This window comes from Streptomyces sp. HUAS TT7, from assembly GCF_051550175.1.
Taxonomy (GTDB): domain Bacteria; phylum Actinomycetota; class Actinomycetes; order Streptomycetales; family Streptomycetaceae; genus Streptomyces.
In genome coordinates this window covers 958,880-984,042 of sequence record NZ_CP196175.1, presented here as the reverse complement: position 1 = coordinate 984,042, position 25,163 = coordinate 958,880, and the positions used below count along the sequence as shown (strand labels likewise).

18 protein-coding genes are annotated in these 25,163 nt (G+C 71.5%); 6 read left to right on the top strand and 12 right to left on the bottom strand.

All coding sequences use genetic code 11. The features are described 5' to 3' along the window. Nucleotides 1-4 precede the first annotated feature (4 nt). The 3 genes from ACSHXC_RS04630 to ACSHXC_RS04620 all read right to left on the bottom strand — a co-directional run bounded on the left by ACSHXC_RS04630 (nt 5) and on the right by ACSHXC_RS04620 (nt 3,477). Entirely contained in the window at nt 5-739 is a 735-nt protein-coding gene (locus tag ACSHXC_RS04630) for an SDR family oxidoreductase (protein ID WP_438290308.1), read from the bottom strand. A gap of 64 nt (nt 740-803) precedes the next feature. Next, nucleotides 804-2,144 (bottom strand): sugar phosphate nucleotidyltransferase, encoded by a 1,341-nt coding sequence (locus ACSHXC_RS04625; RefSeq protein ID WP_438290307.1) that lies wholly within the window; start codon nt 2,142-2,144, stop codon nt 804-806. A 199-nt stretch (nt 2,145-2,343) separates the two neighbouring features. After that, complete coding sequence (locus ACSHXC_RS04620; RefSeq protein WP_438290306.1) at nt 2,344-3,477, bottom strand: polyprenyl synthetase family protein; 1,134 nt, start codon at nt 3,475-3,477, stop codon at nt 2,344-2,346. A gap of 279 nt (nt 3,478-3,756) precedes the next feature. Here ACSHXC_RS04620 and qcrB point away from each other — a divergent pair, with 279 nt between their 5' ends. After that, nucleotides 3,757-5,400 (top strand): cytochrome bc1 complex cytochrome b subunit, encoded by a 1,644-nt coding sequence (qcrB, locus tag ACSHXC_RS04615; RefSeq protein ID WP_438290305.1) that lies wholly within the window; start codon nt 3,757-3,759, stop codon nt 5,398-5,400. A gap of 33 nt (nt 5,401-5,433) precedes the next feature. On the opposite strand, the gene ACSHXC_RS04610 is transcribed toward qcrB, so the two are convergent. Beyond that, complete coding sequence (locus tag ACSHXC_RS04610) at nt 5,434-6,693, bottom strand: ROK family protein (RefSeq protein WP_438290304.1); 1,260 nt, start codon at nt 6,691-6,693, stop codon at nt 5,434-5,436. Nucleotides 6,694-7,083: 390 nt separating this feature from the next. Between ACSHXC_RS04610 and ACSHXC_RS04605 the strand changes: the two genes are divergently transcribed. Both ACSHXC_RS04605 and ACSHXC_RS04600 read left to right on the top strand, forming a co-directional pair. Then, on the top strand, nt 7,084-7,755 hold the full coding sequence (locus ACSHXC_RS04605; protein ID WP_226599592.1) for a DUF6445 family protein: 672 nt from the start codon (nt 7,084-7,086) through the stop codon (nt 7,753-7,755). Nucleotides 7,756-7,941: 186 nt separating this feature from the next. Further along, on the top strand, nt 7,942-10,005 hold the full coding sequence (locus ACSHXC_RS04600) for a phosphocholine-specific phospholipase C (RefSeq protein ID WP_438290303.1): 2,064 nt from the start codon (nt 7,942-7,944) through the stop codon (nt 10,003-10,005). 72 nt (nt 10,006-10,077) lie between these two features. Here ACSHXC_RS04600 and metG read toward each other — a convergent pair whose 3' ends face one another. Next, nucleotides 10,078-11,817: a methionine--tRNA ligase gene (gene metG, locus ACSHXC_RS04595; protein ID WP_438290302.1), complete on the bottom strand. Its 1,740-nt coding sequence runs from the start codon at nt 11,815-11,817 to the stop codon at nt 10,078-10,080. Between the two features lie 540 nt (nt 11,818-12,357). Between metG and ACSHXC_RS04590 the strand changes: the two genes are divergently transcribed. Beyond that, nucleotides 12,358-14,595 carry a glycosyl hydrolase gene (locus ACSHXC_RS04590; protein WP_438290301.1) on the top strand — a complete coding sequence of 746 codons (2,238 nt, stop codon included), beginning with the start codon at nt 12,358-12,360 and terminating at the stop codon, nt 14,593-14,595. 19 nt (nt 14,596-14,614) lie between these two features. On the opposite strand, the gene ACSHXC_RS04585 is transcribed toward ACSHXC_RS04590, so the two are convergent. The 7 genes from ACSHXC_RS04585 to ACSHXC_RS04555 all read right to left on the bottom strand — a co-directional run bounded on the left by ACSHXC_RS04585 (nt 14,615) and on the right by ACSHXC_RS04555 (nt 21,874). Further along, on the bottom strand, nt 14,615-15,496 hold the full coding sequence (locus ACSHXC_RS04585; RefSeq protein WP_438290300.1) for an NAD(P)-dependent oxidoreductase: 882 nt from the start codon (nt 15,494-15,496) through the stop codon (nt 14,615-14,617). Nucleotides 15,497-15,651: 155 nt separating this feature from the next. Next, the gene (locus ACSHXC_RS04580; protein WP_438290299.1) at nt 15,652-16,422 is read right to left on the bottom strand and encodes a hypothetical protein; all 771 of its coding nucleotides are present in this window, start codon (nt 16,420-16,422) and stop codon (nt 15,652-15,654) included. Between the two features lie 35 nt (nt 16,423-16,457). Further along, complete coding sequence (locus tag ACSHXC_RS04575; RefSeq protein ID WP_438290298.1) at nt 16,458-17,741, bottom strand: VWA domain-containing protein; 1,284 nt, start codon at nt 17,739-17,741, stop codon at nt 16,458-16,460. Between the two features lie 94 nt (nt 17,742-17,835). After that, the gene (locus tag ACSHXC_RS04570; RefSeq protein WP_438290297.1) at nt 17,836-19,260 is read right to left on the bottom strand and encodes an NAD(P)/FAD-dependent oxidoreductase; all 1,425 of its coding nucleotides are present in this window, start codon (nt 19,258-19,260) and stop codon (nt 17,836-17,838) included. Next, nucleotides 19,244-20,446, bottom strand: coding sequence for an MAB_1171c family putative transporter (locus ACSHXC_RS04565; RefSeq protein WP_438290296.1), 1,203 nt, complete (start codon nt 20,444-20,446; stop codon nt 19,244-19,246). The genes ACSHXC_RS04570 and ACSHXC_RS04565 overlap by 17 nt, the downstream gene beginning before the upstream one ends. Before the next feature lie 3 nt (nt 20,447-20,449). Next, complete coding sequence (locus tag ACSHXC_RS04560; protein ID WP_438296433.1) at nt 20,450-20,980, bottom strand: toxin-antitoxin system, toxin component; 531 nt, start codon at nt 20,978-20,980, stop codon at nt 20,450-20,452. 228 nt (nt 20,981-21,208) lie between these two features. After that, on the bottom strand, nt 21,209-21,874 hold the full coding sequence (locus ACSHXC_RS04555; protein ID WP_438290295.1) for a helix-turn-helix domain-containing protein: 666 nt from the start codon (nt 21,872-21,874) through the stop codon (nt 21,209-21,211). 263 nt (nt 21,875-22,137) lie between these two features. Here ACSHXC_RS04555 and ACSHXC_RS04550 point away from each other — a divergent pair, with 263 nt between their 5' ends. Next, entirely contained in the window at nt 22,138-22,914 is a 777-nt protein-coding gene (locus tag ACSHXC_RS04550; protein ID WP_438290294.1) for an MmyB family transcriptional regulator, read from the top strand. Between the two features lie 99 nt (nt 22,915-23,013). Then, nucleotides 23,014-25,152 (top strand): tetratricopeptide repeat protein, encoded by a 2,139-nt coding sequence (locus ACSHXC_RS04545; protein ID WP_438290293.1) that lies wholly within the window; start codon nt 23,014-23,016, stop codon nt 25,150-25,152. Nucleotides 25,153-25,163: the final 11 nt, after the last annotated feature.

Here is a 25,163-nt window from a genome sequence, read left to right as displayed (position 1 = left end):
ATGGTCAAGCAATGGCCCGGTCGGCGACCGGATCGGATAACTGGCGGCCAGAGGCCTCGTAGGCCGGCTCGTCGGAGCGGAGCCGCGCGAAGAGCGGCTCCCATGCGGTCGGCGCGCTGCCGGGCTCACTGCGCATTTCGAAGGTGACCCCGCGCGCGGAGGGGCAGTACAGGGCCTGGACGCAGGCCTCGGCCACGTCCCGGCGCGAGACATAGCCGTCCCTGCGGTCGCCCTGCTCAAGGGTGATGCGCGAGTCGCCGTCCAGGTCGGTCAGCCAGCTCGGCCGCACGACCGTGTAGGGCAGGCCCGACACGCGCACCGCGTCCTCGCCGGCGAGCCGCCAGTCCAGCATCCGGCCGTAGGCGTTCATCGGGTGGTCCCTGCGCGTCACGTAGCGCTGGCTGACCAGCACGAACTGCGGGAGCACCGCTCCACCGCGCGCCGCGGCCAGAGCGTTGCGGACCCCGGTGTGCACGGTGGACTCGGGGCTGTCGGGGCCCGCCTGATCGGTGCCCGGCTCGACGGTGTAGATGATCGCTGAGCAGCCGCGCAGCGGAATGCGCAGCGTCTCCGGTTCGCGTACGTCACCGAGGAAGAACTGCGCCTCCTCGGGCAGTTCCCGGCCGCGCTCGGTGCTGCGGCCGACGACCCGTACCGCGTCACCGCGGTCCAGGAGCCGTTGCGCTACGAGCCGGCCTACCCGGCCGGTACCGCCTATCACTGCGATCGGACTGTTCACGGAAGTCTCCTGAAAGAGCGTCATATCCGTTGATCGGTCAGGGAGTTGGGACCCGGACTTCGGGTCAGACCCATTGCAGGATGTCGTCCGAGCTGGTGAGCTGCGTCCCCGCGGGCAGTCCCGAGACGGCGGGCACGCGCAGCCTCGGGTAGACGCTGACCCCCGACAGGCGGGTCCCGGGCCACAGATGGGCTCCGTCGCCGAGAGCCGAGTGGTCGTCCAGGCGGACCGGGCTGCGCCGCTCGGAGTGCACATGCGCCATCGGCCCGATGTAGGAGTCGCTGATCTGCGCGTACGCCCCGACCACCGCGGCGTCGCCCAGCGCGGAGCGGTTCAGATGGACGCCCTCGTGCACGTCGACGCCGTCGCCTATGTCCGTGTACTGGAGGTGGACGCCGGCCCCGATCTCGGCATGGCGGCCGATGCGCACCCCGGGCCCGATGACGACGCTGCCGTCGGCGATCTTCTGGGCGAGGGTGGTTCCGGTGACGTTGTCCTTGGTGCGCAGGCTGGACTCGTGGATCCAGTACCGCGGCTCCGTGCTGAGCGGGCTCTCCATCGCCCGGTTCATCTGCGGATACTGGCCGGTCAGCACCTCGCCCAGCGTGGCGAGATAGTCGCCGATGCTGCCGAGGTCGCCCAGCCGGTCGATCGGCTCGACGGCGACCGGTAAGTCGTGGCCGACCAGCCAGGGCAGCAAGTCGCCGCCCCAGTCCAGGCGTTGCTGGGCGAGCCGGATCAACTCCGGATTGCGGGCGGCCAGTCGGAGCCTGCCGCAGTCGATGAGATACATGCCCGCGCTGGTGGCGATGGTGCGGGCATGTGGGGTGGCGAGCGCCTCGGGGAAGAGGTGCTCGATGAGCTGGAGCCGGGGCTTCTCGACGAAGCCGGAGATGAGCCCCTGGCCGGTGGTGCGCATGACGCCGTACTTGTTGGCGGTCTCCTGCGGGGTGCGGGTGACGGCCGCGACCGTGACAAGGGCGTCCGTTGCGGTGTGGGTGGCGAGCAGCCGGTCGAGCGAGAAGTCGAACAGCGAGTCGACCGGCATGACGAGCGCGGGCCCGGTGAGGTCCCATTGCTCCAGGTTGTGCAAAGTGGCGGCGCCCGAGCCGACGTTGTACTGGTCGAACCGGGACCGCGAGTAGTTGATCTCGACGCCGTACCGCTCGCCGTGACCGAGCACGAGCTTGATCTGGCTCCGGTTCTCCATGCCCTGGGCCACCACGTAGAAGCGGCGGATGCCCTGTTCCCGGCAGGCCTCGACGATCCACTCGATGAGCGGCCGGCCGGCGAACGGTATGAGCGCCTTGCTGCGGATGTAGTCGGCGGACTGCAGGGTGATGGGCTTCGCCCGTTCCCCCCTGCCGCCCGCCAGGATGATTCCGGCGGTGCTGTCGTCCCCCATAGTGTCCTGCCTCCTCGGCTGACTCTGCGACCCAATAAATTCAACATTGGCAGTCATCTTGAGTCAAGTAACAAGTAAACATGGCTGGTTGGGGTGGGTGCGGCGGCGCCTTACGGCCCCCGGAGACCGGTGCCGAGGGGGCACAAGTGAGGGCTGTGACGGATGGTCACAGCCCTCGATCGGATTCGGCCCCGGTGGCTCAGCCCGGCCGGTTCCCGGGGGTGCTCGTCGCCGCGCCCGCCTTCGCGCCCGTTCCCGCACCCGCGCCCGTCCCTGCGCCCGTCCCCGCGCCCGTCCCCGCGCCCGTCCCCGCGCCCGGCAACGCGGCCAGCGCCCGGGTCACGAACTCGGCGAGCAGATCACGCCCTTCGCCGTGCGGCAGTCCGTCGAGCGCGGCGACGGCCGCGCGCGCGTGCCGGCCGGCCAGGGCGAGCGACTCGTCGATCGCCCCCGACGTCCGCAGGATCACGGTCAGCGTGGCCAGCGCCTCGGCCGGATCCGTACGCCCCGAAAGGCAGTCCTCGATCCGCCGACGGCTGGACTCGCCGCCGTCGCGGTGGGCGAGGATGACCGGCAGCACGGGCCGCCCGTTGCGGATGTCGCTCGTCGGCGCCTTGCCCGCGCTCTCCGCGTCGCTGGTGTAGGCCAGCAGATCGTCGTGGACCTGGAAGGCGACGCCCAGATGGTTCGCGTACGAGACCAGCGAGGCGAGCGCGGCCGGGCCGCCCCCGCCCAGGATCCCGCCGACCTCGCACGCCGCGCGGAACAGTGCAGCCGTCTTCAGGCGGACCATCTCCAGATACGGGCCCACCTCGAACACCCGCCGCCCGGTGAGCCGCGCCTCCAGGCTCTGGCCCCGGCACAGATCCATTCCGGCCCGCGAGATCGCGGCGACCGCGGTCACCACCCGGTCGGCCGGAACACCCCGCTCGCGGCACTCCGCAAGGCACTCGAAGAGCGAGAAGAAGAGCAGGTCGCCCGCGACGATGGCCTCGTCGACCCCGTACTTGCGGTGGGCCGCCGGACGGCCGCGGCGCACCGCGTCCGCGTCGATGATGTCGTCGTGGATCAGGCTCCCGACATGCCCGAACTCCGCCGCGACCGCCGCCGGAAGCACGCTCATCGGGTCGCCGCCGACCGCCTGCGCGCTCGCCAGGAGCAGGCACGGCCGGAACAGCTTCCCGGCCGGCAGGAGCGAGTGGCGGCACACCTCGTCGACGCCGTCCGCCCCGGCCGGCCAGCGTGCGTCGAGCTCGCGCACCACCACATCGCGCAGCCGGAAACCCGCCTCGAACGCTTCCGGTGCCGTGCGAGACGCATCGATTTCCGTCATGTGCCGAGTCCCGTCTGTCGAGCGAGCCCCTCAAAGACTGCGGTACGGCATTCTCGCGGACGGCCACCGCAATCAGCGGGAATGGCCGCCCGGACACCGTGTGCGGCGGCCGGGGCCGGGCACCGCCGCACGACCCGAACGCACCACCCACGGTGAACGTGCCGCGCCCCACCCGAATGCGGCCACCATCTGATGGCTAATCACATCCCTTTACTCCAGGCCCTGTTGGCTGTGGGGGGACACCGTGTCTACCCTGGTATCCGCCTGAGGGGGAGACGCATGAGCGGACGCATCGAAGGCACCCGGACCAACGGACGGCCGCCCGAGACCGGCAAGGGCGAGCGGCTCGCGGACTGGGCGGACGGCCGGCTCGGCATCCACACGCTGGCCAAGGCCAACATGCGCAAGATCTTCCCGGACCACTGGTCGTTCATGTTCGGCGAGATCTGCCTCTACAGCTTCCTCATCCTCATCCTGACCGGCATCTGGCTGACCCTGTTCTTCGAGCCGAGCGGCGTCGAAGTCGTCTACCACGGCTCGTACCCGCCGCTGAACGGCATCCGCATGACGCGGGCCTACGAATCCGCCGTGAACATCAGCCTCGATGTGCGCGGGGGACTGCTCATCCGGCAGATCCACCACTGGGCGGCGATCGTCTTCGTCGCCGGACTCCTCGTGCACATGATGCGGGTGTTCTTCACCGGCGCGTTCCGCAAGCCGCGCGAGGTGAACTGGCTGTTCGGCTGGACGATCCTGATGTTGGCCCTGCTCACCGGGCTCACCGGCTACTCGCTCCCCGACGACATGCTCTCCGGCACCGGCATCCGCTTCGCCCAGGGCGCGATCCTGTCGATCCCGGTGATCGGAACGTACCTCTCGTTCTTCCTCTTCGGCGGCGAGTTCCCCGGCCACGACATCATTTCGCGGCTCTACCCGATTCACGTCCTGCTGCTGCCCGGCATCATGCTCGGCCTGGTCGTGGTCCATCTGATCCTGGTCTTCTACCACAAGCACACCCAGTTCGCCGGGCCCGGCCGGACCGAGAAGAACGTGGTGGGAGCGCCGTTCCTGCCCGTCTACCTGGCCAAGGCGGGTGGCTTCTTCTTCCTGGTGTTCGGGGTGCTCGCGGTGATGGGCGCGGTCGCCACCATCAACCCGCTGTGGGCGATCGGCCCCTACCGGCCTGACCTCGTGTCCACCGGAGCCCAGCCCGACTTCTACCTCGGATTCTCCGAAGGGCTGATCCGGGTGATGCCCGGCTGGGAGATCAACGCCTGGGGCCACACCCTCCAACTCGGCGTCTTCATCCCCTTCATGCTCTTCCCGCTGATCATGACGGCGATCGCGGTCTACCCGTTCATCGAGGCGTGGATCACCGGCGACAGACGCGAGCACCACATCGCCGACCGGCCCCGGAACGCACCCGTCCGCACCGGCCTCGGCGTCGCCTGGCTGACGCTGTACGGAGTGCTGCTCATCGGCGGCGGCAACGACCTGTGGGCCACCCACTTCCATGTGTCGATCAACGCGATCACCTGGTTCGTACGCATCGGTGTCTTCGTGGGCCCCGCCGTCGCCTTCGTCGTCGCCAAACGGTTCTGCCAGGGGCTCCAGCGCCGCGACCGGGACAAGGCCCTGCACGGCCGCGAGTCGGGCATCGTCAAGCGCCTGCCGCACGGGGAGTACGTGGAGGTCCACAACCCGCTCACCCAGGCCGAGCTGTACACCCTGACCGCCCACGAACAGCCCCGGCCCTACGAGCTCGGCCCGACCGTCGACGCGAACGGAGTGGTGCGCAAAGCGCGCCGCTCCGACCGCCTGCGCGCCCGCCTGGCAAAGGCGATGTACGGCCCCGGCAGCCAGATCCCGAAGCCGACGGCCGAGGAGTACCGGGAACTCAACCGGGGGGACGGGCATCACTGAGGGGTAGCCAGGCCGCTCCCCGCGCGAGGCCGTCTACCCGTAAGCCAGCGGGTCCGCGAGGACGCGCCGTACGACTCGGGCCGCCGCGCCCCGGGCCGCGTCTCCCGCGAGGGACGAGGCGCGCAGGCGGCCGCTCTCCGGGGGCCAGAGGCCCGACACGGTTCGGCGGGTCAGCTCGCGGTCGGCGGCGGGGGCGAGCCAGGGCATCAGAGTGCGGTAGATGCCGCCGAGGACGACCGCCTCCGGGTCGAAGAGGTTGACCGCGCCGGACAGGACGATGCCCAGGGTGCGGCCCGCGTCGGCGAGCGCGCCGAGAGCGCTCTCGTCACCGGCCCGGGCCCGGCGTTCGAGCTCGGTGACGCCCGGCATCCCGGCGTTCTCGTCGAGGCCCGCCGACCGCAGCAGCGCCAGCTGGCCCGCGTACTGTTCGAGGCAGCCCCGCGAACCGCAGCGGCACTCCGGCCCGTCCGGGTCCACCACCACATGCCCGATCTCCCCGGCGAAGCCGTGCGCGCCGCGCAGCAGTTCACCGCCGACGACCAGCGCCCCGCCGACCCCGATCTCCCCGGTCAGGTAGAGGAAGTGGTCCACACGCCCGTCCGGACCGCCGAACCACAGCTCGGCCAGCGCCGCGAGATTGGCCTCGTTGTCCGAACCAACAGGCAGGGCGGGGGAGTTGGGGCGCAGAAGCAGCAGGGCCTCGCTGAACATCTCCCCGGCCTCGACCCGGTTCCAGCCCAGGTTGGGAGCCTGGCGCACCGCACCCTGGGAGACCAGGCCGGGCAGCGCCAGCTCCACGCCGACCGGGTGGAGCCCCTGCTCGGCCGCCGAGTCCAGCGCGCGGGCGGCGATCCGCGCCGCCCGGGCCAGCACGTCGGCCGCCGGCTCGCCCCGGTTGTCGAGGTGCTCGGTCAGGCGCACCCGGTCGGTCCCGGCAAGGTCCACCACGCACATCGACACATAGTCGACGTTGACCTCGACCCCGGCCCCGGCGGCACCGGTGCGGGCCGGGGTCAGCATGGTGCCCGGCCGCCCGGCCTGCCCGCTGAACGACTTGCCCGACTCGGTGAGGAACCCGCCCCGGATCAGCTGATCGGCCAGCGAGGACACGGCCGCCCTGGTCAGGCCGGTGCGGGCGGCGGCCCCGGCCCGGCTGAGAGCGCTCTCGTCGTGCACGGCCCGCAGCACCAGGCTGAGGTTGTGCCGACGCACCGTGTCCTTGTCCGCCTTGGGAGCGAGCGGCCGGGCGGGATGGCTGCGTGGAGTCGTCGAGTGGTCGTCCATATCGTCCATGAGCCTAATCCCAGCGCCGCGGCACGGGGCGGCGGCCGTCCATGCCGAGCGCGGCAGGTGAGAGCGCTCTCACGGGCCCCGCGCGACTCGGACGGGCGCCCCGATCGGCCGGCGGTGGTGGCGAAGGCCCTTGCCTCGACTCCCGCCGGGCTCATCGGCCGGACGCCGGTCACTGCCCATCGGCCGAACGGCGCCCACCTGACGGAATGCGGAGCGATCCGTTGCCCGATCATGGCCCTTCCTTGCCCTCCCCTTTCTTTGTGCGCGTTCGTCCGCCGGACATGTGCGAGCCAATACCCAATTTCCCGGCCCCGCCAATTCCCTTGTATTGGCGAAAGGTTGACCCATTCGAAGGAGAGTCGCAGGTGACCCGCCACTATGGTCGGCCGCATGCCACCCAATCGTCCGGTGCTCCCGGTTCTTCCCTATCGCAAGCCCAAACTCGGCCGGGACTACTGGGTGTTGGACGATGTGCTGCCCAACATCGACGAAGTCAGGGCGCGTTGCGTCGCCAAGGACGACTGGGTCGAGGGATATCCGCACAAGCCCGAGTCCTGGCCGGGCCTGCGCACCATGCCCGGCCTCGCGCCCGCCGAGCTCGCCCGCGTGGAGCGCCTGGTCAAGCAGCACACCGGGGCCAAGGAACTGTGGCAAGCCACCGCCCCCGGCGGTGCCACCCTCAACCACAATTGCATCCAGGTCGTCGGCGCGGGCGAGAGCGAGCCGCGCCCGCACACCGATTCGCGGGCGCTGTGCCGCTATGCCGCGGTGCTCTACCTCAACCCGCAGGCGCCCAAGGACTGCGGCACCAGCTTCTTCCGGCAGAGCCTGCCCGGCGGGGTCCTGGGCGGCAACATGGTCACCGCCCCGCACAACAATCTCGTAGAGGCGCTCGGCACGCGCTTCGTACCGCCGGATTCCTTCACCGAGGACGTGCGGGTCGCGCACCGCTACAACCGGCTGCTGCTCTACACGGCCAACACCATGCACAGCGCGACCGGCTACTGCGGCAGCACCATCGACGACAAGCGGATGACCGCGGTCTTCTTCTGGATGGCATAGGCATGGCATAGGCCGCAAGCACAGGAAATCCACAAACCTGTGGTGTGGCGCGCGACATGGGGTTCTTGTTCGTTTCCCGTACGGCGCAACGTCACAGTGACGACATGGGGGCTTCCGCGGCCCCGGGTGTTCTTGGTACACCCCTCTCGCCCCCCTGTCCCCTCACGCTTGCAGAGGCCCCCACTCATGGCTGAACTCAACCGGCGCCGGTTCATGCAGCTCGCGGGCGGCACCGCCGCCTTCGCCGCGCTGTCCCAGAGCATCGCGCGGGCCGCGTCCATCCCGGCCGCGGGCAGCACCGGCACCATCCAGGACGTCGAGCACGTCGTCGTCCTGATGCAGGAGAACCGCTCGTTCGACCACTACTTCGGTTCCCTGAAGGGCGTACGCGGCTTCGGTGACCCGCGGCCCGTCACGCTGCCCAGCGGCAAGTCGGTGTTCCACCAGGTCGGCGGCGGCAAGGAGGTACTGCCCTTCCGGCCCAAGGCGGACAAGCTCGGCCTCCAGTTCATCCAGGACCTGAACCACGACTGGACCGGCAGCCACAAGGCGTTCAACAACGGCAAGTACGACCAGTGGGTCCCCGCCAAGACGTCCACGACGATGGCGTACCTCACCCGCGAGGACATCCCGTTCCACTACGCGCTCGCGGACACCTTCACCATCTGCGACGCCTACCACTGCTCGTTCATCGGCTCCACCGACCCGAACCGCTACTACATGTGGACGGGCTATACAGGCAACGACAACACCGGTGGCGGCCCCGTCCTGGGCAACGACGAGAAGGGGTATGGCTGGACCACATACCCCGAGCGCCTGGAGCAGGCGGGCGTCTCCTGGAAGATCTACCAGGACACCGGCGACGGCCTGGACGCGGCCGGCGGCTGGGGTTGGATCAGCGACGCCTACCGGGGCAACTACGGCGACAACTCGCTGCTCTACTTCAACAACTACCGCAACGCCAAGCCCGGCGACCCGCTGTACGACAAGGCGCGTACCGGCACCAACGCCAAGAACGGCGACGGATTCTTCGACGTCCTGAAGGCCGACGTCAAGGCCGGAACGCTGCCCAAGGTCTCCTGGATCGCCGCCCCCGAAGCCTTCACCGAGCACCCCAACTGGCCCGCGAACTACGGGGCCTGGTACATCTCGCAGGTCCTCGACGCGCTCACCTCCAACCCCGCGGTGTGGGCGAAGACGGCGCTGTTCATCACGTACGACGAGAACGACGGCTTCTTCGACCACGTGATCCCGCCCTTCGTGCCCTCCGGCGCCTCCCAGGGCCTGTCCACGGTCGCGACCGCCCCCGACTACTTCCCGGGCAACATCAGCTACGCGGCCGGTCCGTACGGGCTCGGCCAGCGGGTGCCGATGCTCGTCGTGTCGCCCTGGAGCACCGGCGGCTACACCTGCTCCGAGACGTTCGACCACACCTCGATCATCCGGTTCATGGAGCGCCGCTTCGGCGTGCACGAGCCGAACATCTCGCCCTGGCGGCGTGCGATCTGCGGCGACCTGACCTCGGCGTTCGACTTCAGCCGCACCAACTCCTCGGCCCCGTCGCTGCCTTCGACGACCGCGTACATCCCGCCGGACCACAACAGGCACCCCGACTTCGTGCCGGTCCCGCCCGCCACCGGCACGCTCCCCAAGCAGGAGGCCGGGTCCCGGCCCACCCGCCCGCTGCCGTACGCGCCCTTCGTGGACGGGTCGGCGAACGTGAGCACGGGCAAGTACTCGCTCACCTTCGGCGGCGGCGCCTCGGCCGGCGCGCAGTTCCTCGTGACGTCGGCCAACCGCACCGACGGCCCGTGGACCTACACCACGGAGGCGGGCAAGACGATCTCCGACGCCTGGAACACGACCTACTCCAGCGGGGCCACCAAACTGAGCGTGTTCGGGCCCAACGGCTTCCTGCGGACGTTCCAGAGCCCGGGCAAGACCGCCGGACCCGAGGTCACCGCCCGCCACAACGCGGGCACCGGCAACCTCGACCTCACCATGACCAACGCGGGCAAGACCACGGTCCACCTCAAGGTCGCCAACGCGAGCGTCTACGGCGGGGCCACCCAGACCTTCACCGTGGCCGCGGGCGCCACCGTCAAGTTCACGGTCGACCTGCGCGGCAGCAAGAGTTGGTACGACGTGTCCGTGACATCGGACGCCGACGCCACGTTCCTGCGCCGGTTCGCCGGCCATGTCGAGACCGGCGCGTCGGGCGTGAGTGACCCGGCGCTGCTCACGGCCTGACCGTACAGACGGCTGTGGGGCCCTGTCCGACCGGACAGGGCCCCACAAGCTGTAGCAAGGATCAAAGTCGCATCAGACCTCGTCCGCGCCGCCGAAGCGCTCGCGGTAGGACTCCAGGTCCTCCTCCGTGATCTTCGCGAAGAGCACCGGCGGCACCGTGAAGGCCGTACCGGCGGGAACCGTGTCCAGGGCCCTGGCCTGCTCGGACGTCACCCAGGTCGCATGCGTTTCAGAAGGCACAGTGGCGGTCAGCGCGAACGCGGAGCGCATGGCCTTGGCCGAGGACGGGATGAACGGCTCGGACACCACCGAGTACAGGTGGATCAGGTTCATCGCCGTACGCAGCGTGAGCGCGGCCGCCTCCGGGTCGGTCTTGATCTCCAGCCAGGGGGCCTTCTCCTCCAGGTAGGAGTTGCCGGCCGACCACAGGGCGCGCAGCGAAGCGGCCGCCTTGCGGAACTGGAGCGCCTCCATGTGGCTCTCGTACTCGGCGAGCAGCCCGGCGATCTCCTCGCCCAGCTTCGCCTCGGCGGCCCCGGCCGCGGCGCCCGCCGGGACGTCGTCGCCGAAGCGCTTGCGCGAGAAGGACAGGACCCGGTTCACGAAGTTGCCCAGCGTGTCCGCGAGGTCCTTGTTGACCGTCGCCGTGAAGTGCTCCCAGGTGAACGACGTGTCGTCGGACTCCGGGGCGTTCGCCATCATGAAGTAGCGCCAGTAGTCGGCGGGCAGGATCTCCAGCGCGTCGTGCGTGAAGACGCCGCGGCGCTGCGAGGTGGAGAACTTGCCGCCGTAGTAGTTGAGCCAGTTGAAGGCCTTGACGTAGTCGACCTTCTTCCACGGCTCGCGCACACCCAGCTCGGTCGCCGGGAACATCACCGTGTGGAAGGGGACGTTGTCCTTGCCCATGAACTCGGTGTAGCGGACGTCGGCCGCGCCCTCGGGCTCGTACCACCACGACTTCCAGTCGCGGTTCGCCGGGTCGAGGTCGGCCCACTCCTTGGTCGCGCCGATGTACTCGATCGGGGCGTCGAACCAGACGTAGAAGACCTTGCCCTCGGCGGCCAGCTCCGGCCACGTGTCGGCCGGGACCGGCACGCCCCACTCCAGGTCACGGGTGATCGAGCGGTCGTGCAGCCCCTCGGTCAGCCACTTGCGGGCGATCGACGACGCGAGCTGCGGCCACTCGCCGCCGACCCGGTCGATCCACTCCTCGACCTCGCCCTGGAGCTTGGACTGGAGCAGGAAGAGGTGCCGGGTCTCGCGGACCTCCAGGTCGCTGCTGCCGCTGATCGCGGAGCGCGCGTCGAGGAGGTCGGTCGGGTCCAGTACGCGGGTGCAGTTCTCGCACTGGTCGCCGCGCGCCTTGTCGTAGCCGCAGTGCGGGCAGGTGCCGACGATGTAGCGGTCCGGCAGGAAGCGGTCGTCGGCGATCGAGAAGACCTGGCGGATCGCCCGCTCCTCGATGAACCCGTTCTCCTTCAGCTTCCGCGCGAAGTGCTGCGTGATCTCCACGTTCTGCTGCGAGGAGCTGCGGCCGAAGTAGTCGAAGGCCAGGTGGAAGCCGTCGTAGATCGCCTTCTGGGTGTCGTGCGACTGCGCGCAGAACTCGGCGACGGACAGCCCGGCCTCCTTGGCGGCCAGCTCGGCCGGGGTCCCGTGCTCGTCGGTGGCGCAGATGTACAGGACGTCGTGGCCGCGCTGGCGCAGGTAGCGGGCGTAGACGTCCGCGGGGAGCATCGACCCGACCATGTTGCCCAGGTGCTTGATTCCGTTGATGTACGGCAGCGCGCTGGTGATCAGGTGTCGAGACATCCTCGGATGCTCCTTATGTTCGTGCGTGCGGCACCGCGGCGCGGCCGCGGCGAACCCAGGTAGGGAGGCCCACCCGGAGGATCACACCAGGTGACACCCCCGCCCGATGGGCAGAGCCATGCTATCGAACCGCCCGGACGCTTCTCGCCGGAGTTTCGGGGCCGAGGCGCGCCCGGCGCAGGGGTACTCCGGCCGGGCCCGGACCTCCCTGCTGTGGAGGCCCGCCTCCTCGGGCCGCCCTCGCCGGACGGTCGTCTCCCGGGCGGGGCGGAGAACCCATGACCGGCGGCACTCCGTGATCGCCTCGCCGGAGCGGGGCTCAGGCCGACCAGGAGTACGCGCACCACGGAACCGGGCTCCCGGTTGGCGTGAACCCGACAGGTGTGGAGCCCAACTGCTGGTGCCACAGCGGCAGTTGATGAAAACTCTCTCCCCGATGGGTCTGCCGCGTCACCAGGACCGCGCGCAAGCCATCGGAAGCGATCGGCAAGCTCTTCCACTTGACGCGCTCCGGCCCGCCGGACGCGGAAGGAGCCCACCATGCGCGCAGGGAGATCGGGCCGGGCGCGGGTCACCGTCGCCCTGGCCCTCGTGATCGCCGGACTCCTGGCGCCCGGGGCCCACGCGGCCGGTGCCGGGACCCGGGACGACGACGAGGACGGCGGGCCCGCCGCGCCCGCCGAGTACAGCTATGTGCAGAAGGCGATCCCCGGGCAGTCGCTGCCCCGCCACGCCTACGACACCGCGGCGTCGCAGGCGGCCGCGCTGCCCGCCACACCCGGCACCTGGCAGTCCGCCGGGCCCACCAACATCGGAGGCCGGGTCGTCTCCCTGGCCCTGGACCCCGGCCGCCCCGACACCGTGTACGCGGCGGCCGCGAGCGGCGGCCTGTGGCGCTCGGCCGACGCCGGCCGGACCTTCGAACCGGTCTGGCCCGCCCAGCAGACCCAGGCCATGGGAGCGGTCGCCGCCGCCCCCGACGGCACTCTCTTCGCCGGGACCGGCGAACCCAACCCCGGCGGCGGCAGCGTCACCTACGAAGGCACCGGCATCTACCGCTCCACCGACCACGGCCGCAGCTGGCAGCAGGCCGGGCTGCGCGACTCCGGGGCGATCGGCGCCCTCGACGTGGACCCGCGCCGACCGCGCCGCGTCCTCGCAGCCGCCACCGGATCGCTCTACAACGCCGGCGGCGACCGGGGCGTCTACCTCTCCGACGACTCGGGCTCCTCCTGGCGGCGGGTCCTGGACGTGCCGAACGGCTTCACCGGAGCCGTCGATGTACAGCGCGACCCCGCCCGCGCCGACCGCGTCTACGCCGTCCTGTGGGACCACCGCCGCGAACCGGACAAGCGGGCCTACGGCGGAACCGGCTCCGGCATCTACCGCTCCGACGACGGCGGGGCCCACTGGCGGCGGCTCGGCGGCGGACTGCCCACCGCCGACACGGGCCGCACCGGCCTCGGTATCTCCCGCTCCGAACCCGGCCGCCTGTACGCCCTGGTCGGTGCCACCGGCGGCGGCTTCGGCGGCCTGTTCACCTCCGCCGACGGCGGCGACACCTGGACCCGGCTGCCCGACAACCCGGCGCTCGCCGACTCGCAGTCCAGCTACTCCTGGTGGTTCGGCAAGGTGTGGGTCGACCCGGCCGACGCCCGTCACGTGCACGTGGCGGGGGTCGCCCTGATGACCACCAAGGACGGCGGCGCCACCTGGACGGCCGAGGAGACCGCCGTCCATGCCGACCAGCACGCCATGATCTGGGACCCGAAGCACCCCGGCCGCGTCTACCTCGGCAACGACGGCGGCGTCTACCGCTCCGACGCGCGCGGCGACGGCGGCTGGACCAAGGCCGCGTACGAGCCGTGGACCCAGCTCTACACCGTGGCCACGACCCCGCAGGACACCGGCCGGATATCCGGCGGCGCCCAGGACAACGGCTCCATCCGGTCCTGGGGCGGCCCCCGGTTCAACGAGTACCTCGGCGGTGACGGACTGCAGAACCTGATCGACCCGACCGACAAGAACAAGGTGTACGCCTGCTACCAGTACGGGAGTTGTTTCCGCTCGACCGACGGCGGGACCACCTTGACCGAGTACACCGACTCGACCACCGCCGACCGCCGCAACTGGCTGACTCCCGTCCGGTTCGACCCGGTCGCCCCCAACGTCCTCTACTACGGCGGCAACCGGCTCAACCGGTCCACCGACGGCGGCGCCACCTGGACGCCCATCAGCCCCGACCTCACCGGCGGTCCCGGGCGCGACACCTACCCGTACGGCACCATCACCACCGTCGCCGCCGCCCGCGACGGGCACACCGTTTGGGCAGGCACCGACGACGGCCGGGTGTGGGTCACCAGGGACCTCGGCGGACACTGGACCCAGGTCCTCGCCGGGCAGCCCTGGGTGACCGGGATCGCCGTCGACCCCGCCGACCCGGCGACGGCGTACGTCTCGCTGTCCGGCTACCGGGCCGGCTCCCCTCAGCCTCATCTGCTGCGTACCGGGGACGCGGGCGCGAGCTGGAGCGACCTGTCGGGCAACCTGCCGCAGGCACCGGTCAACGACGTGGTCCTGGGCGCCGGGGGCGTGTTGTACGCCGCCACGGACCAGGGCGTGTTCGTCGGCGCCGTGCTCGACGGGCGGGCCCGCTGGCTGCGCCTCGGCGGCGGCCTGCCGCTGGTCCCGGTCGACGACCTCTCCTACGACCACACCAACCACCGCCTGGTCGCGGCGACGTTCGGCCGCGGCTTCTACACCTTCCGCACGCCGTAACACCGCAACGGACCGCGGGTCACTGCTTGGTGCGGCCCGCGAAGTACGTCGCGACCATGTCCTCGGACCCGTGCCCGGCCGCCTCGGCGCGGGCGAACCGCTCGGCCGACGCCTCCGTCAAGTCGAGCCGTACGCCCGCCTGTCGGGCCGCTTCCAGGATCAGCCGGGTGTCCTTGAGGGCGGTGGAGACGGCGAAGCTTGGGGTGAGGTCGCTGGTGAGGAGGGCGGCGGACTTAGTGTGCAGATAGGCGGTGTCCAGCGGGCCGCCCGCGATCGCGTCCAGGAAGAGGCGGGGGTCCACGTGGAGCCCCTCGGCGAGGCCGAGGCATTCGGCGACGGCGCCCACCAGGTTGATCACCCAGGTGTTGGCGACCAGTTTCAGACGCGAGGCCCCGCCCGGCTCGTGGCTCACCCAGACGGTCCGCTGCCCGATCGCGTCCAGGACGGGCGTGAGGCGCTCGCGGGCCTCGGCCGGCCCGGAGACGAAGACGGTCAGCTTGCCCTCCTCGGCGGGCTTGCGTGTGCCCAGGACGGGGGAGTCGCAGTACACCACCCCCAACCCGGCTGCCCGGGCAGCCAGTTCGAGGGTCGCGTCCGGTCCGACGGTGGAGGTCTGGAGCCACAGCTGGCCGGGGCGCAGGCCCGGCGCCGCGGCGTCGAGGGTGGCGGACACGGACGGGCCGTCGTTCAGCGCGGTCAGGACGACATCGGCGCCGCGCACCGCCTCGTCGGCGTCCGTGTGCACACCGGCCCCGTCGCCGGCCAGCGCGTCCGCCTTGGCCCGGGTCCGGTTCCAGACCCGTACGGACAGCCCGGCCCGCAGCAGACTGCGGGCCATGCCGGACCCCATGATCCCGGTGCCGAGTACGGCGACGGTGGGCGTGCTCGAAGCTGAGGACACGGTGAACTCCTTCGCGGAGGGTGGCGCTCGGTCGCGTACCTCCGAGTCTCGTACGGATGGGGCCGCCGGCGGGTGTACGGCGCCGCCTGAAACGAGACCGGCCCGCCGGTCCCGGGGGCGGGACGGCGGGCCGGAGCCGGTGCCTCAGGGGGTACTCACACCCCGGGCGGCACCCGCGAAGGCCGGCCGCGGCCGCGGGTCAGGTTGTAGCCGGCGACGCCCGCGAGCGCGGCGAGCAGGCCGCCCGCGCCGGTCCACAGCCAGCGGTCGGTCCACCAGCCCGACGCCCAGCCGCCGTCCGGCTCGACCGCGGACTTCGCGCCGAGCGGGGTGGCCAGCTTGCCGTCCACGGCGTGCGCGCCGCCGGTGTCCAGGACGGTCGGCTCGACCTCCGTCTTGAACGGCAGACCCCGGTCGGTCTCGGGCAGCGAGACCGCCGTCAGGCGGACGTAGTAGCTGCCCGGCAGCGGATCGTTCGACCACGTGTCGGCCCAGGCGACCGTCGGCCGCAGGGTGCAGGACAGCTCGACGGTGGTCGCGTCCCGCGCCGCGGAGCGGGACTGCATGCCGTACATGCAGGGCTGGCGGCGGCGCAGCCCGTCGTACACGTCGATGCGCCAGGTGGAGGCGCCGTGCCGGGAGGCCGCGTCCGGCAGCGTGACCTTGGCCGTGACGGTCGGGCGCTGCCCGGCGTCGGCGGGGAACATCCAGTACAGGTAGTCGCCGGTCGACGCGGACGCGGTGGCCTTCTGGCCCTGCTGCACGGCGACCGCGGTACGGAAGGCGGTGCCGGCCTCGGTGGGCGCGGCATCGCTCTTCGACGCGGAGGGGCTCGGCGAGGGCGTGTCGGCGAGCGCGGTCCCGGCCCCGCCGAGGAGCGCCGCACCGGCCAGTGCGGCGATCGCCAACTTCCGTACGGTACGCATTAGTTGACCCCCGGAGTGAGAGATGGTGTCGGGCATCAGTTGGTCCGCCAGACCGCGATGCGCCAGCGCGAGATCCAGCCCCACACCAGGCCCGCGACGAGACCGGCCAGCGCGAGCGCGCCGAGCAGCCACCAGCCCCGGCCGAGACCGAAGGAAGCCACGTCGGAGGCGTGGTCGGGGCCGTCCACCACGTCGATGGCGAGCTCGACCGGCAGACCCGGGTCGGTCTTGACGCCCGGCGGCGCGGAGAAGGAGTTGGAGACCTGGAGGCACACGGTCTCCGGGGTCTTGTCGTCCGAGTCGTCCGCGGGGGCCTTGGGGTAGCGCAGGCCCGTGGAGATCAGGTCCGTACGCCCGTCGCCCGCCTCCGATCCGCGTACGATCTCGCGGCCGTGTGCGGTCACCGCCCGCAGCAGGACGCCGTAGTCGGGGTTGGTCTGGCGGTCCACGCCGATGCTGGCGGAGGCGCGCAGCTCCTGGCCGGGCTTCACGTCCACCTTGTACGAGCGGTGCTCGGCGAACTTCTCGCGGTCCGTGTACAGGCCGGGCTTGAGCTGCGGGGCGTTCTCACAGCTCGCGGTGCCGTTGGTGGCGACCGGCACGGCGACCGGGTCGGCCGCCCGGTCCACCAACTGCTTGACCTTGCCGGAGAGCTGATCGGTGTGCTGCACCGAGGTGTAGGTGCCGCCGGTGGCCTCCGCGATGCAGGTGAGCTGCTCGCGGGTCTTGGCGTCCGGGATGAGGCCGAGCGTGTCGATGGTGAGGTGGATGCCCTGGGCGGCGATGTCGCGGGCCACCTCGCACGGGTCCAGCGGCTGGCAGGTGTCCTCGCCGTCGGTGATGAGCACGATCCGGCGGGTGGCGTCACCGCCCTTGAGGTCCTCGGCCGCGCCCTGCAGCGCCGGGCCGATGGGCGTCCAGCCGGTGGGCGCGAGGGTGGCGACGGCGGTCTTGGCCTCGGTGCGGTTCAGCGGGCCGACCGGGTAGAGCGCGCGGGTGTCCTTGCAGCCCACCTTGCGGTCCTCGCCGGGGTAGTTGGCCCCCAGCGTGCGTATCCCGAGCTGGACCTCCTGCGGGACCGAGTCGAGGACCTCGTTGAACGCCTGCTTGGCGGCGGACATCCGGGACTTGCCGTCGATGTCGGCGGTCCGCATGGAACCGGACACGTCGAGGACCAGGTCGACCTTGGGTGCGGCCTGCTCGGACTGCCCGTCGGGCGCCGCGGCCGCGGAGGCCGTGCCCGCGGCCGGGAGGATGCCGGTGGCGAAAGTGGCGACCAGCGCGCACACTCCGGCCGCCAGCCGTTTTCTGGTGATCATCGCCGGATCCTATGGAAGCATCGATACGCGCCCCAAATCGTGCGGGACCGATCCCCTCACATCCCGGGACCCGGCGACGGGTTGACGCCTCCGCCTACGGCGTCCGCTGCGGGCGCTGGGCGACGGCGAGTTCACGCTCCGTCAGCGGAGGGGCCGTCAGCTTCGGCAGCGCGGGGCCGCGCAGGACGGCGAGCACGACCTCCGGCCGCACCAGCGCGGTGAGCGGGGAGGAGAGCGTGATCACCTCGAAGAAGGCCTTGGTGACGAGCGGCCGGCCGGTCGCGGTAAGCAGCAGCCGGTCCACGTACCGGCGCAATACCTTCGCGCCGAGACCGGGCTGCCTGCCCACCGCCCCCGGGTAGAGGATGTCCTGCCCGGTGGCCAGGTCCCAGGCGACCGAGACCGGACGAGCCACTGCCCGTTGTACCCGGCGGGCGAGCCCTGCGCAGGCGAGCCCGTGGACGGCCACGTTGTCGCGCAGCGCGACCGCTCCCTGGGCCGCGACCGAAAGCCCGTGCCCGTAGACCGGGTTGTATGTGGCGACGGCGTCGCCCAGCGCGACGAAGCCCTCCGGCCACTGCTTGACCCGTTCGAAGAAGATCCGGCGGTTGACGGTGCTGCGGGTCACGACGACGTCCGAGAGCGGCTCCGCCTCGGCGATCAGTTCGCCGACGACGGGGTGGCGGACCGAGCGGGCGAACTTCTCGAACTCCTCGGCGTCGCCGCTCGGCTGGCCGCCCCGGGTGCCCGACAGAGTGACCAGCCAGCGTCCGCCCTCGATGGGCACGATCGTCGTGGTGCGCCCCGGCACCGGTTCGCGGGCGTCCGACTGCACATTGACCAGCGGATAGTCGTCGCTGCCCCCGGGGGCGCGGAAGACGCGGCTCGCGTAGGCGAGGCCGGAGTCGACCTCCTCCTCGTGCGGCGCGGGCACTCCGAGCGCGCCGAGCCACAGCGGGGCCCGCGAACCGCGTCCCGACGCGTCGACGACCAGGTCGGCGTCCAGGACGGATTCCTCGCCCTCGGCGGTGCGCACCCGGACCCCGGTGACACGGGCCGAACTCCCCTCCAGGCCGAGCAGTTCGGTGCGCTCCAGAACGGTGACACCCGGCCGGGCGACGACCTGCTCGCGCACCACCCAGTCCAGCAGATCACGGCTGCACGCGATCATGAACTGCATCTCCGGCCAGCGGCGCAGCCAGCCCTGTGACTGCATGGACACGAGCCCGGTGGGCAGCGGGATGCGGCGGGCGCCGGCCGCCAGCCAGCGATCGGTGAGTCCCGGCAGGAGGTTCTCCATGGCCCGGGCGCCGCCCGACCACACCACGTGGACGTGACGGGCCTGGGGGAGTCCCTTGCGCGGCTCGGGACCGGTCGGCAGCACGTCCCGCTCGACGACGGTGATCAGGTCGGCGTGCTCGTGCAGCGCCGCGGCGGCCAGCATTCCGGCCATCCCCCCGCCGATGACAACGGCTCTGCGGGGGCCCGTACCCCGACGGACGCTAACGGGTTCGCTCATGGGAATCGCTCTCTGACCTGGTCGCGGCGTGCCCTCGGGCTGCCGCGACGACGGGTGACTGACGCAGGACGACGGACATCCGCACCAGATCGCGCGGCCACTCGGGCGGCGTCGATCCGGATGCCTCGGCGGAATTGACGATCTTGCCGAGTGGGTCGGCGGCCCGGGCCCGTACCGCCGCCGTCACCATCGCCGCGTCGGCCTCGGCGTGTGCGAGCACCGGGTCGGAGCCCGCCGCGAGCGCGGCCTCGTAGGCCGCGGCGCGCGCCTTGGCGTCGAAGTAGGGGTACAGGCTCAGCATGCCGTCATGGATGTCGGACTCGCGCTGCGTCACACGGAGTTCGGCCGAGGACCACCAGGAGATGCGGACCGGCCTGTGGTGCTGGGGCGCCCCGTTGTGCAGTACGTGCCACAGCGGCCCCAGCTGCCGGTAGGTGGCCCAGGTGCTCCAGCTGTCCGCGAACCGCTGGCAGACCAGCGGCAGACAGAAGCCGACCGCACTGATCTGGGCACCCCAGGAGGCCAGCGTCGGGGCCACGTCCGAACTGAGGTAGTCCAGGTCGTGTCCGCCCCAGCGGGCGAACACCGCGCTGAACTTGGTGACGAGGTAAGCCAGGTTGAACAGATAGCCGAGCACGATGATCAGCAGGCCGGCCCGCAGCCAGCCGTGCACCTGGAGCGCCCAGCGCCAGCACATCACGTTCATCGAGACACCCGCAACGGTGAGCGCCACGAGGTAGAGCAGGATCATTTCCCGGATGTACGGAGTGTTGGCGTAGTACGTGTCCAGGTCCCGCAGCCGCTCCACCGGGGTCTTCCCCAGCGTGAACAGTGCGATGAGCGCGACGACTTCGATGCTGTACGCGGTGATCCACCGGCGCGAGATCCGCCGGGTCTGTTCCGGGGGCCCGCCACGCCAGTTGACGATGAGGACGAGGCAGGAGGCGCTGAACGCGCTGAGGAGCGAATAGACCAGGGGAGCCGAGAAGTTGCGGATGCCGGTGATCCGGTTGACCTCGGCGATGGTCGCCGGTGCGGCGAAGAAGAAGACGAGGCCGGCCATGGCGAGCAGCGCGCACACCGCGCGCAGTAGCGGATCGCGCCAGGCCCGCGCCAGCGAGGGAACCTTGAAGGCGAGCGCGGCCCCCATCGCGGCGGCCGGTATGTAGTAGTCCTGGCTCTGCACGCCTCAGCCCTGCGGCCCGCGGTACCCCAGCGAGGCCTCGATACGTCCGGCCAGCATGTCGCGGCGCACCGGTCCGCGCATGCCGGAACCGGTCAGCCAGGGCCGGCACTTGCTGCCCAGGAGCAGCCCGAAGCTCTCGGCGTCGGTCTCCTCGGACAGGTGGGAGCGGGTGCGCGCGGCCACCTTGCGGACGGCGGCGCCGAGGTCGCCCTCCGCGGACAGCAGCCGGGCCGCGACCGTGCCGCCGTCGACGTGGTGGCTCCCGTGCCCCGCGTTCATGTGCCACAACTCGTGGCCCAGGATGACCAGTTGGTGGTCCGGTGCGGTGCGCTCCTCCACCACCACCAGGTCCCGGTCCGCCATGTCGAGCCAGAGCCCGCTCGCGGTGCCCGGCGGGAAGGCCGCCATGCGGAACTCGACCGGGCGGCCCCGGCGCTTGCTCATGCCCTCGCACAGGGCGGCGTACAGAGCGGTCGGCTCCGCCGGGGCAGGGATCGTGATTCCCGCGACCAGCTCGCCGCACAGCCGGCGCATCTCCTTGCCTATGCCCACCGTTCTCCCCGCCAGCCGTTCATGGAGCAGCACTTCGTCGAGCAGCCCGTCTCTGTGCAGCCTGCCGAGCCGCATGCGATTGATCCAGTCAACATTGAGCCGGAGTTCGTTGAACTCGGCATCACATGACGGCCTGAAATGAATGGACGACGATGTCCGGGCAGGCCGATGGGTGCGGCAGGGCGCTGCCGCCGCATGGTGCGGATCATGTCAGGACTCCGACCGCTTGACGCTCTCCAGGAGCATGTCGAGCCACTCGGTGACCTTGTCGCGGTGTTTGTCGGTGGGGAGCTGGGCGGCCCGCCAGGCGATGCCGCGTACCCCGTGGTCCTGGAGCAGTCGCTCCAGTGCGTCCCCGCCCGGCGCGCCGGCGAGCGCGCCCTCGCGTTCGCGGCCCGCGAGTTGCTGGAGCAGCTCCTGCTCGGTGCGCAGCAGGGCACCGCCGAGCGCGTCGGTGTCGTCGGCGGTCAGGAACCCCGCGTGGACGCCGAAGAAGCGCTGGATCGCGTCACAGTGCTCCATCGTCGGCCGCCGGTCGCCGTTGATCAGCGCGCCCGCCTGCTGGCGCGACATCCCCGCGCCGTCGGCGATCTCCTGCTGGGTGTACGGGCGGCCGTTGGGTTTGCGCCGGGTGCTGCGCAGCAGGCTGAACCGCTGCAGGAAGCGTGCCTGCAGATCGGGTTCGCCGGCAGGCTGCCCGTCGAGGAGCGCGCCCACGACGTCGGCCGGAACGCCCGAGGCCTCGGAGAGCCGGTGGACGTCAAACACGTCCGCCTGGCTCGTACCGAGCTTTCCGGCGAGCTCGGCCACACGGGCGACGACGGCCGCGAGGGGGCCCGTGGCCGCCGGTCCCGGAACCAAGAAGCCGTCCGTCACCAGTAGTTCTCCTAGATCATGCGAGGTCGGTGGGCACAACAGTGGATGCTCCGGAGGTTAGCGGGTCCCGGCAACAACAACCAGAACTTGCCACAGTTGTGGCGCAATCAATGCTTCGGGGGGCCGGAATGCCACGATGCTTGACATCATTGTGTCGGCGGTATCAGGATCGCCACGCGGTGTGAAGATCGCCCTCCGAGCCCCGGGCGGGCCCGAAGGCCGGCCGCCGCACTCGCGGGCCAGCAAGAGGAGTCGCGTACTCGATGGCGGAAGAATCGGTGGCGAAGGATTCGGTGACCAAGGTTGTGGCAGTGCACGCTCCGGTGGTGGGGCGCCCGTTCGCCCTGGTCCACGAGCGGCCCGGACAGCAGACGGCCGCGGGGGAGCGTGCCGCCGACGACACGACGACCGTAAGAACAGGTGCCCCTGAGGCCAGGGAGCTTCCGGACGACCCCGAGCTCAGGGCCTATGTCCACGACTATTTCGCGATGACGGACGCCCTGCCCTTCCCGTCCGTGGTCCTCGATCCGGGCTGGGGCGTGGCCCACGCGAACCCCGCGTACGACGCGCTCTTCGGCGGCATCGGGCCGCACCCCACCGCCATGCCCGGCCACAACTTCCTGCGCTTCGTGCTCTTCCACCCGGACGCGGCCAGCGTGCTCGCCGAGCACGAGACGGCCTGGTGCCTGCCGATGCTGGCGCAGTTCGCCGAGGCCTACGCCGACGACGAGAGCGCTCCCGGCCTTCGCGACATCCGCCAGGAGATCGCCGACGACCCGATCATGGACGCCGCCTTCCGCCTCGGCCTCCCGCACTGGGTCCGGGCGGTCGGCGACGCGGCGGTGCACCACGACGGCGCGGTACGCCACGTACGCCACCCCGATCCGGAGCGCGGCCGCACCAGCTGCCGCCTGGTCAGCGAATCCCCGCGCACGCTGCGGGAGTTCGGCCTTCGCCGGCTGACCCTGGTGCTCCGGGAAACCGAACCCACCGTCGCCCGGCGCGGCCGCGCCCACCTCAGCGTGGTGCCGACCCGCTAGGTTTCGGCCAACCCCGGGCGAACTCGGCCTGCCGCAAAGGATGTTGCTTGCTAGCGTGACCGCGGTAGGTCAAGGCGGTAGGCGCAGCGGGGGCGGGACATGCTGGATTTCACATCGACGGCGGCCATTGCCGCCGTACTCGGCTCGGTCGGCACGGCCGTCGCGAACGAAGCGGGCAAGGCGGCCTGGGAGAGCGCCGGCGGGCTGGTCCGCCGCATCGTCGGCCGCGAGGTCAGGGCCCCGCGCGGACGCGACGAACTGGACAGCGTCGCCCAGCAGGTGCACGACGCCCTGCGCCACAACCCTGCCCTCGCCCAAGCCTGGACGGCGTTCGCCCGCAGCGCCCCACGCCCCGGCGGACCGAACCGGGTGCCCGCTCTGCACGCCTCCACCCGCTTCTTCACCGACCGCGACAGCGAGCGCAAGGCCCTGAGCGCGGAGGCCTTCCGCAAGGCGGACGGCCGGCCCCGGGTCGCGGTACTGCACGGCCCGCAGGGCATCGGCACCAGCGCCCTCGCCATCCACTGGGCCTGCACCCAACTGCGCCGCTTCCCCGACGGACAGCTGTACGCCGACCTGCGCGGCACCGGCTCCACTCCCCGGGACCCCTCGGCCGTACTGCGCCTGCTGCTCCAGCAGTTCGGCATCCCGGCAGCCGAGATCCCGCCCCGCCCGGACGACCGCCAGGCGCTGCTGCGAGCCTGCACGGCGGACCGCCGACTGCTGATCATCCTCGACCACGCCCGGTCCGCCGCGCAGATCCTTCCCGTACTCACCTCCGCGCCCGGCGTGTTCGTCGTGGTGGCGGCCCGGCACCCGCTGCCCGGCCTCGACGCGGTGGGGATCCCGGTCGGGCCGCTCGCCGACAAGGACGCGCGGCGGCTGCTCACCCAGGTCGCCAAGGCCGGGAACGTGCCGCTGGACCGCGCTGCCCTGCCCGCCGTCCTCGCCCGCTGCGACGGCTCGCCCTTCGCGCTGCGCGCCGCCGCGGCCCGCCTCATCGCGCAGCACTGGCGGCAGGGCGGAGACCCGGGCGGCGAGGCGGCCCGCACAGCTGTCGCCGACGACATCCGCGACCTCGGCCCGGACGCGGCGCGCGCCCTGCGGCTGCTCGCCCAGCGCGACTGGCCCGCCATCGGCGCGCCGATGGCCGCGGCCACGCTGGGCGTTGACGAGCCGACCGCCGAGCGAGTCCTGGGCGAACTGGCCGGCAGCCGTCTGCTTGAGAGCGCGGCCAACGGTACGTTCGCGGCCCAGGGCACGTACTGGATCCGGCCGCTGGTCCGGGAGTACGCCGCGGCGGAGGCGCTGCGCGAGGACGGCATCGAGGCGGTGGAAGGGGCGGTGCGGCGCGCTGTGCACTGGTGTGTGGCCTTCGCCGAACCGGCGAGCAAAGCCGCCCTGCGCGAAGGCTGGCGCCTCGGTGATCCGGAGCCGCCGACACAGGACGGCGTGCGGTACGCGGATGCGGGCGAGGCGCTGAGCGCGCTCCACGACCAGCTCGGCAACCTCCTCCTAGCCGTGTTCACCGCCGAGGAGTTGGCCGACCCGGACGCCGTCTTCCGGCTCAACCAGGCCCTGTGGCCGGTGCAGCTGAAGATGGGCTGCCACGACGAACTGCTCCCCGCCCTGCGCGTCGGCATCCGGGCCATGGAGGCCCACTACCCGGACTCCCGCGAGGCCGCCCGCATGCACACCCTGCTCGGCCTGAACCTCACGGAACTCGATCGACCGGCCGAAGCGGAGAGCGCTTTCGGCGAAGCCGCCCGCATCGAAGAAGCCGTCGGCCACGCCCGGGGCCACGCCACCGCCGTCGAATCCCTCGGACTGCTGCGGCTGCGCGAATGGCGCTACCCGGAGGCGTACGACTGCTTCGAGGCGGCGGACCGCATCCTCGACGGTGTGACGGCCGACGGCGAGGGAAGCGCCGATCTCCCGCGCGCCCGCGCCCTGTTGGAGCGCCATCGCGGCCGGGCCCTGCGTGGCCTGGGCCGATGGGCGGAGGCGGAGGCCCGCCTTGAGAGCGCGCTCACCTTCTTCCGCGGCACCCACGAGGCGTACAACACGGCCCGTACGCTCACGGACCTCGCCGAGACCTTCGAGCAGAGCGGCCGTCCGGCGGAGGCGCTGCCGCTGATCGACGAGGCGATCGCGGCCCTGGCGAACGAGCAGGCCCACTACCCGCTGGTCCGGTTGCGGGCGGCTCGCGAGCGGTGCGAGGGCTCGGCGGGGGAGTGAAGGGGCGGAAC